At 26.9% G+C, this 13,461-nt stretch carries 13 protein-coding genes; 8 read left to right on the top strand and 5 right to left on the bottom strand.

What is annotated here, in order from left to right; translation table 11 throughout:
* Positions 1–5 precede the first annotated feature (5 nt).
* The 3 genes from BP769_RS03155 to BP769_RS03145 all read left to right on the top strand — a co-directional run bounded on the left by BP769_RS03155 (position 6) and on the right by BP769_RS03145 (position 3,326).
* On the top strand, positions 6–746 hold the full coding sequence (locus tag BP769_RS03155) for a metallophosphoesterase family protein (protein ID WP_413827462.1): 741 nt from the start codon (positions 6–8) through the stop codon (positions 744–746).
* A 344-nt stretch (positions 747–1,090) separates the two neighbouring features.
* The gene (locus tag BP769_RS03150) at positions 1,091–2,122 is read left to right on the top strand and encodes an NYN domain-containing protein (RefSeq protein ID WP_409197764.1); all 1,032 of its coding nucleotides are present in this window, start codon (positions 1,091–1,093) and stop codon (positions 2,120–2,122) included.
* Positions 2,115–3,326, top strand: coding sequence for a hypothetical protein (locus tag BP769_RS03145; RefSeq protein ID WP_409197763.1), 1,212 nt, complete (start codon positions 2,115–2,117; stop codon positions 3,324–3,326). The genes BP769_RS03150 and BP769_RS03145 overlap by 8 nt, the downstream gene beginning before the upstream one ends.
* A 27-nt stretch (positions 3,327–3,353) precedes the next feature.
* Here the strand turns inward: BP769_RS03145 and BP769_RS03140 are convergent, their stop codons facing one another.
* On the bottom strand, positions 3,354–3,551 hold the full coding sequence (locus BP769_RS03140) for a hypothetical protein (RefSeq protein WP_409197762.1): 198 nt from the start codon (positions 3,549–3,551) through the stop codon (positions 3,354–3,356).
* 553 nt (positions 3,552–4,104) lie between these two features.
* On the opposite strand from BP769_RS03140, the gene BP769_RS03135 reads away from it, so the two are divergent.
* Positions 4,105–4,344, top strand: a complete 240-nt coding sequence (locus tag BP769_RS03135) for a hypothetical protein (RefSeq protein WP_409197761.1) — start codon at positions 4,105–4,107, stop codon at positions 4,342–4,344.
* 382 nt (positions 4,345–4,726) lie between these two features.
* On the top strand, positions 4,727–5,971 hold the full coding sequence (gene argJ / locus BP769_RS03130; RefSeq protein WP_409197760.1) for a bifunctional ornithine acetyltransferase/N-acetylglutamate synthase: 1,245 nt from the start codon (positions 4,727–4,729) through the stop codon (positions 5,969–5,971).
* Between the two features lie 38 nt (positions 5,972–6,009).
* Here argJ and BP769_RS03125 read toward each other — a convergent pair whose 3' ends face one another.
* Positions 6,010–6,663 (bottom strand): hypothetical protein, encoded by a 654-nt coding sequence (locus BP769_RS03125; protein ID WP_409197759.1) that lies wholly within the window; start codon positions 6,661–6,663, stop codon positions 6,010–6,012.
* 870 nt (positions 6,664–7,533) lie between these two features.
* Here BP769_RS03125 and BP769_RS03120 point away from each other — a divergent pair.
* A complete protein-coding gene (locus BP769_RS03120) occupies positions 7,534–8,367 on the top strand; it encodes a hypothetical protein (protein WP_409197758.1) in 834 nt (277 codons plus the stop codon).
* A gap of 147 nt (positions 8,368–8,514) precedes the next feature.
* On the opposite strand, the gene BP769_RS03115 is transcribed toward BP769_RS03120, so the two are convergent.
* On the bottom strand, positions 8,515–9,123 hold the full coding sequence (locus tag BP769_RS03115; RefSeq protein WP_409197757.1) for a class I SAM-dependent methyltransferase: 609 nt from the start codon (positions 9,121–9,123) through the stop codon (positions 8,515–8,517).
* 190 nt (positions 9,124–9,313) lie between these two features.
* On the opposite strand from BP769_RS03115, the gene argB reads away from it, so the two are divergent.
* The gene (gene argB, locus BP769_RS03110) at positions 9,314–10,189 is read left to right on the top strand and encodes an acetylglutamate kinase (RefSeq protein ID WP_409197756.1); all 876 of its coding nucleotides are present in this window, start codon (positions 9,314–9,316) and stop codon (positions 10,187–10,189) included.
* 14 nt (positions 10,190–10,203) lie between these two features.
* Here argB and BP769_RS03105 read toward each other — a convergent pair whose 3' ends face one another.
* Both BP769_RS03105 and aksF read right to left on the bottom strand, forming a co-directional pair.
* On the bottom strand, positions 10,204–11,706 hold the full coding sequence (locus BP769_RS03105) for a class I adenylate-forming enzyme family protein (RefSeq protein ID WP_409197755.1): 1,503 nt from the start codon (positions 11,704–11,706) through the stop codon (positions 10,204–10,206).
* A gap of 21 nt (positions 11,707–11,727) precedes the next feature.
* Positions 11,728–12,726 (bottom strand): homoisocitrate dehydrogenase, encoded by a 999-nt coding sequence (aksF, locus tag BP769_RS03100; RefSeq protein WP_409197754.1) that lies wholly within the window; start codon positions 12,724–12,726, stop codon positions 11,728–11,730.
* A 182-nt stretch (positions 12,727–12,908) separates the two neighbouring features.
* On the opposite strand from aksF, the gene BP769_RS03095 reads away from it, so the two are divergent.
* Positions 12,909–13,388 carry a HEAT repeat domain-containing protein gene (locus tag BP769_RS03095; RefSeq protein WP_409197753.1) on the top strand — a complete coding sequence of 160 codons (480 nt, stop codon included), beginning with the start codon at positions 12,909–12,911 and terminating at the stop codon, positions 13,386–13,388.
* The last annotated feature ends 73 nt before the right edge of the window (positions 13,389–13,461 follow it).

The following is a 13,461-nucleotide window of genomic DNA, read 5'->3' as shown; positions in this document are numbered from 1 at the left end:
TAAAGGTGACATTAATAGCACACATATCAGATTTACATGTAAGTAAAGCAAATTTCAATGAAAAATCTTTCTTACAAATCATGGAAGAAATTAACAATTTAAATCCAGATATGATTATATTAACTGGAGATTTAACTGATGAAGGATATTATCAAGATTTTAAACAAGTATCCAAATATTTAGACATGTTTAATGCACCTTTATTTGCCGTACCTGGAAATCATGATTCACGAAACATTGGATATGAAACATTTGAAGAATTAATTGGTGAAAGAAGCTGGAAACTTACCAAAGAAGATGAAATGGTAATAATTGGTTTAGACAGCAGTGCACCAGATGTGAATTATGGACATATAGGACGAGAACAACAATTCTGGTTAGAATCACAACTAGAACAAGCTAAAGAAGAAGGATTATTAACTATTGTAGCCCTACACCACCATGTAATACCAATACCACAAACAGGTAGAGAAAGAAATGTTTTAACTGACGCAGGAGACATACTTAAAACATTAATAGACCATGATGTAGATATTGTAATGTGTGGACATAAGCATGTACCTAACCTTTGGAAAATGCATGACACATTATTTGTAAATGCAGGATCTGTGTCAAGTGTTAAATTACGTGGAAAAGATGTGAATAGTTATAATACTTATAATATAACTGATGATTATATTGAAATATTCTTAAATCGTATAGATGGTACTAAAATACCATTTGGCAAATTTAATAGAAAATTGTGAATAATTTATACTTTTTAATATTTTTAAATTTACTCTTTATTTTAATAAAAAACTTCAATAATCTATTTTTCCATTTTTAAATTTTTAAACTAGTTTTCGCCATGAACAAAATATAAATACATGTTAAAGTAATATATTAAAATAATAGTTTAATTTAAAGAATTAAATTTTTATTTTAATTAATCAATATTTTTTTCACAAAAAAAATCAAATATTTAAAAAATTATTTTCTTAAAGAAAATATTTTATAACTAATTAATGAATACTTAAAGATTTTAAAATTTATTAATAATAAATTTTACACTATAAAAAATACAATATAAATTTACAATACGGTGGTCATTTTGAAAATTATTATAGATGCAGCTAATGTGGCTCATTACAAAAAAGGAAATAATGGTAAAGCTAAATTTAAAAATATAATAGCAGCTATCAAAGCATTAGAAAAAGGAAATCATGAATTCCTTATCATAGCGGATGCATCACTCCGTCATAGTATTGATAAAAAAGAAGAATATGAAAAACTTGTCGATGATGGAATTATTGATGAAGTACCAGTAGGAAACATAGCAGACCACTTTATACTTGAAACCGCTGAACAAGAACATGCAAAAGTTTTATCCAATGATAAATACCGAGATTTTGCAGATGAATTTCATGATATTAAAAACATGAGAATACCATTTACAATCAAAGGAGATAAATTAGTACTTGGAAAATCCAAAAAACCTAAAAAAGTTAAAAATCTCCTCCAAAACATTGCAGATGAAATATTAAATGAAATTGAAAGAAAAAGATGGGAAGTTTTCACAGATAAAACAACACAACCATTCAGTCCTTTAAATGTTGCAAAAGCCGCAATACTCCGTTTAGATACCTCTAATGAGAAAACAGTAGGAACACGTATAGAAAATGCATTCCATAGAATGCCAATGTTTAAAAACATAATGGAAATGGTGGATGATGTTGAAACCTCTGCACCATATGTAATCTTTGTATTAGTACATCCTAAAGATTATAAATCAGCAGTACACGACGCAGGAAATATTAGTGTAACAGTGGCTGATCGTTTACACTTAGTTAATAGACCATTAATAGCAGTTCGTAATGATTTATTCGTAAAACCCGGTGAATTTGCATTAAACATAATAGTATCTGATGAAGTAGAAGATATATGTCCATTTAATGTAGAAGTAAGAATTAATTCATATGATGAAATGTTTGTTAAAAACAATTCAAGAAACATTGCAAGTACTATAGCTGCAAGACTCGGATCATGGAAATTTCCATATGTAAGTGTTAAATCAGACATGTTAATGGAAAAACCCGGAGAATTTGACATATATTTAGAAAAAGGAGGAAAACCTGATGGCTGAACACAGCTTAACTAGGTTTTTTTTCAAGTTAATTACAGGTTATGAAGCAATAAGTATAGGAACAAAATACTTTCCAACCACACCATTAGAAACAGAATATGTTGACATGCTCAACTACACTCAAACAGTTTTAATGGAACTTGAAAAAGCAAACATTACAACAGAAAGCATTTTTACTAATCTTGTAAGAGATGTTGGTAAAGAAAATATCCCTGAGATTCATAGTTTCTATGAATTAACTCCTGCAGAAAATGCTGTAGAAGAATATGCATTAGTAAGTAATATTATCATGGGTAGTGATCGTTATCTTTATATTGAATTAAGTAAACCTTCCTATATTATTAAAGAATTTACTGATATTATTCTTAAAGAAAAAGGGGAAATTGTTGAAGAATCTGCTAATGAAATAGTTAGTAAATTACCTAGTAAAAATGATGCTATACGTGTTGCTATTAAATTAATTGGCATAGGTTTAGATAATAAAATAGGGGTACGATCAGCAGTAGGTATGACTGGTGCAGCTGCTATTGAACGTAGTATTAAATTTAATCAAGAAGTGGGAGATGTTTCAGGTATAGCTTTCACTAAACTTGGTGGAGAATATGCTTTAGTTATTGATACTCCATTTAAGTTAGGTCATTCTAAAAGTGTAGATTATAGTTATTATTTATTCATTGATATAATTAATTCTACTAAATTTATTAGTGAAAATGGTCGTAGTAAATTAGTTGAATTGATGACAGGTATTAAAGCTTTTATGGAAGAAGAATGTGAAGGTACTATTGAAGGTTACCGTAAAGGTGGAGATGATTTAATTGCCCAATTTCCAAGTAAAGATTTAGCTATCCGTGCGGGTTTAGATTCAGCATGGTATATTCTTAGTAATGGTGCTAAAGTTAAGATTGGTATTGGTAAAACTAGACGTGAAGCTGGTGAACGTGCTAATATTGCAGAGCAAATTAAGGTTCAAGGTGTTGAACCATTATCTTTAGTAGTATTTGATTTGGCAAATGGTTTATATGCTTATAATATTCCTTCAGATTTTGTTAGAACTATTATAAATTTATTTTTTAACCATAAATCTAAATTGATAAGTTTATTTGTTGTTGTATTCATATTATGTTATTTCTTGTTCCTTTTCAATTTAGGATTTTTAGGATTTTTTGTTGTTTTAATTGCAATGATTTATGCAGTAGCTACTTAAATTAAATCCTTTTTATATTTTTTAAAATTAGTATTCTTTTTCGCTTTTTTCTTTAGCTTCCATAAGTATTTTTGTTACTTGTTTGGAACGTGCTGCTTTATCTAGTTTCCAAGTTAATGATGCATTGTCATCTAGCCAATTGGCTATATCTGATGGTAATGATATGTTCATTCTTGTTTTTTCAGATAATTTCCATTTTCGATCTACATCGTCTTTTTCTATCATATACCTTTAGGTTAGTTTATAATGTATATAATCTTTACGATTTATTTTAATATTTACTTTTGTTTATGTTTACTTTTGTTTATTATTTATACTTTATATATGAATATATATGTTTATGTGTAATTGTTTACACACTCTTTATTTTTATTTTTTAACTAAAAATAAGACATAAACCTATCAGTTTATTTGCAAAAAACCCATTGTTATACCATAAGAAATTTTATAATAAAAAATAATAATTCAATATCTTATTTAGATTAAATTTTCTATTAAAAATATTTTTAAATTAATTAACTGCATTGAAATTTATTTTCCTTATTATTTTTTAATTGTTTGATGTTTTTAGAATAGTTATACTATTTTTTAAATTTTTTTAAAAAATTTTAATACACATATAATTACACACTTACTCACTTAATAAAGTATATATAAGACTATCCATAAAATTTATTAATAGCATTATAACATAAACCAGTTTTAAACATACAAAACATTAAATTATAAAAATGTTACTAATGAAAAGAAAAAATTTACAAATTTATTTGGAGGAATAATGAGATCTAGAAATGAAGCAATAATCGTAATATTATTAGTTTGTTCACTTATTGCATTCGGATTAGGTACAGGTATAGGTATTACAACTGGAATGAACGGCCATAGTCAAGCAGTCCAAGATCAAAACCAACAATTATCAGTAAATGGATCTAATGTTACAAGTGTAAGTAATACAAACTCCTCAGATGAAGTAAACAGTCAAAATGTTCAATCAAATTTACTGTTTATCCTTAAATAAAATATTTTCACATAATAAAAATATAATTATTGGGTAAACTAATTTTATTAAATTTGATTTACCATCAAAAAATTTTTCATATACTATTTTTAATAAAAAAATTACACACCATTTCTTAAAATAAAATATCTAATTTTACAAAATTTCTTATAAAAATTAAAAAAATTATAATCTTAAAATTTATCCTAAATAAATGCTAAAGATAAATTAAAAATTAAGAACCCATAAAAAGAAATAATTTAATGTAATTATAAAAGTTCCAAAAAAAAGTAATTAAAGAACTTACACTTACATTAAAATCATTAAAAAAATAAATTTAATAATAATTAACATTAAATAAAATATTAAATTAAAATTTGTTCATAGGAGAATCTAATTAAAAATGACAATAAATCAATTTAACAAAAATATCACAAAAATCAATGGAGGAATCTGTCAAATAGATGGAGTTAAAGCAAATGGATTCAAAAAAGATAAATACGGTTTAAGTATTATCTATGCTCCAAATAGTACAGCAACGGCAGTATATACTTCTAATAAAATAGTTGCAGCTCCATTAAATTATACTAGAGAAATCATTAAAGATGGAAAAATATCTTTAATCATAGCAAACAGTGGAAACGCTAATTGTTTTACAGGGGAACAAGGAATAATAGATTGTGAAAAAACAGTAAAAATAGCATCTGAAATTTTAAATATTCCTGAAAATGAAATCGCAACAGCATCAACAGGTGTTATTGGAAGAAAAATGCCAATGGATATTTTCACACCAATGATAAAAAAAGTTAGTGCTGAATTAGAACATAGTAATGAAGCTTCTAATAATGCAGCTAAAGCAATAATGACAACAGACACATTTCCTAAAGAATTTGCAGTGGAAGTCACATTAGAAAATGGTAACAAAGTACATATAGGTGGAATGTGTAAAGGAAGTGGAATGATAGCTCCCAATATGGCAACAATGTTATGTTTTTTAGTAACAGATGCGATAATTGACAAACAACATTCTCAAAAAGTTTTAAATGAAGCTATTAAAAAAAGTTTTAATATGGTAATTGTTGATGGAGACGAATCTACTAATGATACTGCAATATTACTTGCAAATGGAAAATCAAAATCAAGTATTATAAAATATGATGGAACCATAGATAAAAATTTCCAAGAAGCATTCAATACAGTATGTATAGAACTAGCTAAAATGATGGCTCGTGATGGTGAAGGAGCAACTAAATTCTTACAAGTAAATGTTGACAGTGCAAAAAATGAAGAAGAAGCTATCAAAGTAGCTAAAACTGTAGTTTCCTCATCTTTAGTTAAATCTGCAATGTTTGGTGGGGATCCAAATTGGGGAAGAATAATTGCTGCAGTGGGATATTCAAACACAACTATGGATCCAGATAAAATCACAATAAGTATTGCATCTGATAAAGATAAAGTTGATCTTGTACGTAATGGTGAAATATTAGCATTTGAGGGAACCTCCTATTTAGATGATGCTGAAAAAATTGTTCAAGCTGAAAATATTTATATTTTCATTGAATTATATCAAGGTCAAGGTTCAGCTACAAGTTATGGTTGTGATTTAACATATGATTATGTTAAAATCAATGCTGAATACACAACATAAAACAAATTTTTTCAATTCATTTTTTTAACTTTCTTTTTTTAAATAATAAATTGTCCTATTACTGGAATATTTTGATACCATTTATCACTACTAGTATCGTATCCTTCACCGTATCCTTCATCATATCCTTCATCATAAGAATCAGCTATCATATCCTCTTGTTCACGTTGATTCAAATATGCTTTATGCGTAGCATTTAAATAATTGTAAAATGTAGATCCACTATATAATGAAGGGGGTGTGCTACTTACTAAACTTTCACCTTCACTTGTTAAACCTGTACTATTTGGTATGTATACACGGACTAAAGATCCATTAGATTCGAAAATAATAACAGTATAATTTCCCATATAATTATTACCACATTCACAAATCAAACAAGGATGTCCACCAATACTAATTTGACTAGAATTTTCTGCTTGATTAATATCATAACCTGCCATATTCATAAAATATTTTGAATCATTATGTACAGTTATACGGAAAATATCACCATTAACAATTTTTTCATAAATAGCAGCATCAGAATAATTACTTAATTGACCATTTAAAAAATCATTTGGAATAGTCATACTAACATTACCTAAAACCATATTACCATCAGATTCACTAGCACTAATAGCTCCAGAAAAAATCAATACACTACAAAATAGTAAAACTAGAAGAATACTTATTTTTCCTAAATTTTTCATTTAATACATTACTCCCCTTTTTATAAAAAAATAATTTAAATTAAATATCACAAAGTATTAAGTAAAACTATTTACTAATATTTATTTAATAATAATTAAAAATATATTTAACATAAAATAATATTTAACATTTATTATTTAATTTCAACAAAATTTGTATAATAATAAAATTTAAAGAGTATTTGATACTATTCCTATAATTCATTAATGAATTCTTTTAAAAGATACTAATTATTAAAATTAATGAGTTAAGTTTATATGTATTAAAAGCTAAAATTATTATATTAAGTTTTTTATATAATATAGAAGCTTATTTTTTTAAATTAACTTTTTTATAAAAATAAAACTCTCAGTATAGACAATTCTATAAAAGTTTTATTTCTTATATTAATAATAAAAATTTTAAAAATTATATTTGCAAAAAATAAAATTAAAGGACGGATTATAATGGCAAAGGTTAAAGGAACAAATAGAAGAACCAGACAAAAAAAAGGATACAGAAAACCTGGAAGTAAAAGAGGAAGAGCTGCAAAACAATCTTGGAAAAAGAGATAAAAAAGATTGAAATAAATTTTTTTTATCACATATGCCATCTTTTTTTTAAAACCAATAATTAATACTTCACCACCCCCTTTTTAAAATACTATTTTTTAGCAATAATTTTATAAGATTTTTTTTTCAATATAAATTAAAAAAAACGAAATAAGTATATTTAAAAAAATAGTAAACAATTATTATAAACACATTTTTTCAACACCACAAAAAAGAAATTTTAATTCAATAATTAATTTAAAAACTTAAAAATTTTCTTTCAATTATAAAATAAATAAAAACTTTAAAAAAATAAAATTAATTAGAGGTATAAAAAAATTGACTGATGCAAAAAACAGTTTACATAGAAAACAACCTAAATCAAAACCCCCTAAAAGAAAATTAATATATGCCGTAATAATATTAATAATCCTAATTGGAGGAATTGTAATTTTTTCAGGTAACTTTTTCTCAAACCCTAATTTAGAAAGCACAAGTAATGCTGTAGATACTTCATTAAGTGGAATATTTGAACCATTAGCAAATTTATTACATATTGATACAGATGCAAATCACCCAAATACTATATCAACTAAATTAGGAACTGCTGAGGAAGGTTTTGTAACACTTGAAGGACCATATGGAAACACATCTTCTAAAGTAAAAATAGCATACATTATAGGACAACACCCACGGGAATCTGATTCACATCAAGCACTTGAAAATGCTGTTAAAAATATTTCCGGTGATTGTGAATATCAATATTATATTTACAAAATAAATGTTACAGCAAATAGTAGTGATTTCTCAGAAAGTAGAATGAATGGGCAATTATTAGCTCAACAATTTGTTGTACCTGATGTAGTAAGTAAAGATTATAGTTTAGTGTGTGATATTCATACATCAAATGCATTTTACTTCCCAGATCCATATATCTTCACACCAGGAAGTGCAAATGGAACAAGTCATCAAATAGCTAACAAAATTGTTAAAAATAATAGTTGGTTATACTATTATGAACCTCCTGAATATTCAAGTCCAAAATATTGTACTCAACCAATATTAGAGAATGGAACACCAGCACTTGTATATGAAGCACACGGACAACCTGGTTTAAGTGTACAACAACAATTAACAGATTTAGTAATTACAATAGATAATCTAAAAACATAAAAAAGGTTTTTCTTATTTTTCTATTTAAAAAAATAAGAACTTTTTTTTACATTCTTTTTTTATAATTTCAATTTTTAAATTAATATCAAAATTAGTAAATTTTTTAATTTTAAAAAAATAATTAAATTGTGGAATTTTTTTTAAAATCTATTTTTGAAAACTTATTAAATAATGAGATTTTCCTTCAGGAATATCTTCACCAACTTCATTATCCACATTTAAGACTTTAAATCCTTCATCACTAAACATTTTTTCAACATCTTCATCACTTACTCTCATTTGGTAAGGAGGTCCATGTCTAACTTCTTGTTTTTTATATTCCATTACATATATTTTTCCTTCAGGTTTTAGAATACGTTTCATTTCTTTAATACTTTCACTACTTTTACGTGCAGCATTAAAGTGATGGAAAACATTTAATAAAAATATTACATCTACACTTTCATCTTCGACTGGTGTTCCTTCAGTAAAATCTGCAAATATTGGTTTTAAATTTTTTATGTTTTGCTCATCTACATCTTTTTGTAAATCTATGATACTTGGTTCATAATTATCTATAGCAATTACTGTTGCATCATCATTTAATAATTTTAATGCTTCCATGCTTATATGTCCATCTCCACATCCAAGATCCATGAAAACTTCATTTCCTTTAAACTTAAAGGATTCTAATATTTCTTTTGCATTTATAAAGCTTTCACTTGAGAATCCTTGTATTCTATGACCATTCTTTGGCATCATATTTGGTTTCGGCATTTTTTATCAATCTTCCATTTTTAATTTAAAATTTAATTAATATTTACTATTTATTCGTTTGTTATTAATATTCATTTCGATAATTTTTTTAATAATATTATAAATAATACATCAAACAAAACCTATTAGTGTTAAAAAATTTGTAATAAAAATTTAATTTTAATATTCAAAAAATTTATAGTGATAAAACATGGAACAAGTAAATATATTAGTTGAAGCATTACCTTACATAAAAAAATTCCATAAACAAAAAATAATGATAAAATATGGAGGTCATGCAATGATAGATGAAATTGCAATGGCTTCTACAGCTAGAGATACAGTACTCCTTAAATATGTTGGAATGGAACCAATAGTAGTTCATGGCGGAGGGCCGGAAATCACTAGAAGCATGAATAAATTAGGAAAAGAACCAAAATTCATCAAAGGACTTAGAGTAACAGATGAAGAAACAATGGAAATTGTGAAAATGGTTTTAGTTGGAAACATAAACACTAATATTGTAAGTAAAATTTGTTTACATGATGGTAAAGGTGTGGGAATTAGTGGAAAAGATAACAAACTCATACAAGCATGTAAAAAACTCCATAAATATCATAATGAAGAAACTGGTGAAATAGAAGAAATAGATTTAGGACTTGTTGGAGAAATAAAAAAAGTCAACCCTGACATATTAAAACTTTTTACTGAAAACAATTACATACCTGTAATATCCCCTATTGGAATAGCAGAAGACGGAACCAGTCTAAATCTTAATGCAGATACTGTAGCTGGAGCACTAGCTAGTGAAGTAGATGCTGAAAAACTAATAATCTTAACTGATGTACCAGGAGTATTAAGAAATCCAAAAGATCCATCAAGTTTAATTCAAAAAATAAAAGTAGAAGAAGTACCAAAACTCATAGAAGAAGGTATAATTACTGGTGGAATGATTCCAAAAATTGAAACTTGTGTAAAAGCAATAAATGATGGTGTTAAATCTGCACATATTATAGATGGTAGATTAAAACACTCTTTACTACTTGAAATTTTCACAACTGATGGTATTGGAACCATGATATATTAATTTATATAAACATTTTATTTTTTTTCTATTTTTTCAGGAGCAAACATTTTAATTAACTCCTTACGTAATAATTTCCAACCATTAACACGAGGAAGTTCATTAGTACTGTAAATTTCACGAGGAACTTTATAACCTGCAATATTATTCTTAGCAAATTTAATTAAACCTTCTTTATCTTCATCATTTTTCCAAATTACTGCTGCAACTGGTAATTCTCCTCGATGACAATCAGGAATACTAAAAACTGCAATATCCTCAACTTCAGGATATTTAATTAATGTTTCTTCAACTTCAGTTGGATAAATTTTCCAACCACTCATATCAATCATATCTTTTTTACGATCAGTAATGAATAAACGATTATCTTTATCTAAATAACCAATATCTCCAGTTAAAAACCAACCTTCTGGGAGAAAACTTTCACGTGTTTCACGTTCCATATTCCAATAACCTTTAGCAACTGCAGGACCACGCAAAGCTATTTCACCATGTTCATATTTATCTAAAGTACTGTAAGGATCATCTTCATCTACAATTTTACATTCACTAAAACATACTGGATGTCCTACACTTTCAAAACGATCTGCTTCAATATAATCTTCTGGACGAATTACTGTACCTGTACCTATTACAATAGTTTCAGATAATCCATAAGCATTTATTATAGGTATACTGTATTGATCTGTGAATTTTTTCCAAATCTTTTTATGTATTGGTCCTCCACCACTAATTATTTCTCTTACACTATCAAGTTTAGATATATAATCACTGTCAAGATTAGTTAAAGTATGTATAACTGGAGGCATACCTGCTAATACAGTTACATATTCATTTTCTATTAATTCTAAATATTTATTTAACTCATATCTTTCCATCATAATATATAAAGCACCTGCACGTAAGGCACTTATTCCCCAACTTATACCTACATGAGCCATTGGATAAATTCCAAGAAATACATCATTTTGTCTTAATTCTAATACATCACATTCATTGTGTATACTTGTAAACCAGTTTCCATGTGTTAACATACTTCCTTTGGGTTTTCCAGTTGTACCTGAAGTATATTGTAGTTGACATAAATCGTCCCAATCAGTAGTTTCTGAGGGTAAAACTTCGGCTTCACGATAATTTTCTATATTTTCTGGTGTGTAAGTTTTTATTCCAATCTTTTCTCCTATTTCTTCACCTTTTAAGTCAGTTATCATTAATCTTGCTTCTGAGTTTTGGCTCATGTATTTTATTTCATTTTCTTTATAAACTCTATTTGTTGGTACGGCTATTGCACCTATTCTCCATAAAGCAAACATACTGAATAAGTATTCAGGTGAACTTTTTAAATAGATTAATACACGATCTCCTTTACCTATTCCTAATTTTTTTAATTCTCTTCCAAGTTCTGATACTATTCCAAGTATTTCTCTAGAATTATATTTAGTTCCTTTTTCGGGACAGTAAAATACATCTTTTTTTAGTCTTTTTGCATTAGCATCTAAAAATGTTGTTATATTAAGCATAATTATCTATTCTCTCTTTTTTTATAATATTTCTTGTAATTTTTTGTTTATTTCTTCTGCAAGTTCCATGGTTTTATTAGATCCACCAAGATCAGGAGTTTTCACTTTTCCTTCTTTTAATACTGTAACTGTGGCTTGTTTTATTTTATCTGCATAATAATCTTGATTTAAGTATTCCAGCATCATACTTATGGTTAATATCATACTTACGGGATTGCTTATATTTTGTCCTGCTATATCAGGTGCACTTCCATGAACTGGTTCAAATAGTCCATTTTCTGATCCAATATTTCCTGAAGGTGCTATTCCTAAGCCTCCTACTAATCCTGCTCCTTCATCTGATAATATGTCTCCAAATAAATTGGTTGTTACTATTACATCAAATCTTTGAGGATCTGTGATTAAATACATTGCTGTTGCATCAACATAAAAATCATTAGCTTTAATTTCTGGATAATTTTTAGCTACTTTGTAGAATGTTTCTTTGAATAGTCCGTCTGTTTTTTTAAGGATATTAGCTTTGTTAACACAGGTAACACTTTTTCTGTCTTCTTTTATTGCTTGTTGGAATGCTAAATCACAAATTCGTTGGCTTGCTTTTTTGGTTATTACTCTTTTTGCAATGGCTCCTTCTTTTGTGGTTTCTTCTATTTGGGAGTATAATCCTTCTGTATTTTCTCTTACTATTAAGAAGTCTACATCATCATAGATTCCTTTTACTCCAGGATATGATTTTACAGGTCTTAAGTTTGCATATACATTGAGTGCTTTTCTTAATTCTATTATTGCACTTTTTTCTCCAGGTATGGATGTAACTGCTCCAAATAATGTTGCATCTGTATTTTTTGCTGATTTTATTGTTTCAGGGGGAAGATTATCGTTTGTTTTTTCGTATAGTTCTTTTCCTGCTTCTTGTGGGCTGTAATCTATATTTAAATCTAATTTGTTTAAGATGTACAGTCCTGCTTCCATTACTTCTTTTCCTATTCCGTCTCCAGGTATTGTTGTTATCTTTTTCATTTTATTATCCAAATTGTTTTTATCTATTATTTTTATATTTTTGTACTTTAAAGTATTTTGTTGTATAGAAAAAATACATTGTTCGTCAAATATCGAAAGGTTTAAATAATCCTTTACATATATTTAAGAAATAGTTATAAATTATATTATAATAATAAAAAAAATAAATAAGGTGATTTTCAATGGAAAAAACAATAGAAGAATTAATACAAGATTTAAAATCAACCGATGAATTTGTAAAAGAAGAAGCAATGGGATTATTAGAGTTCAATGCAAAAGAATCCGTAGACCCACTTATAAATGCATTAAAAAGTTCAGATAAAGAAATAAGAAAAGGTGCAGCTCAAGCATTAGGACTTATTAAAGATACTAAAGCAATAGAACCACTAATAAATACATTATCTGATGGAAATAAATTAGTTAGAAGAGAAGCATCAACTGCATTATCCCATATGGGTGAAGCAGCAGTAGATCCATTAATGGAAACTTTAAAAAGTCCAGATTGGAAAGTTCGAGGAGCAGCAGTTTGGGCATTAGGAGCTATAGGTGATTCTAGAGCAGTAGGATCTATAGAAAAATTATTAAATGATGAAAAAAATTTTGTAGTTGTAGGTGCTAGATACGCAATTGATGCAATTAAAAATCCTAAAAAAGAAGAATAAAAAAATTTTTTTACATAACTAACATTTAATTATTCCTATTTTTCACTTTTTTTTACACAATTTTTTAAAATAA

Origin of the sequence: Methanobrevibacter sp. UBA417 (genome assembly GCF_002508845.1) — an archaeon.
GTDB lineage: Archaea > Methanobacteriota > Methanobacteria > Methanobacteriales > Methanobacteriaceae > Methanobrevibacter_A > Methanobrevibacter_A acididurans.
This window is presented reverse-complemented; position numbering and strand designations above follow the sequence as displayed.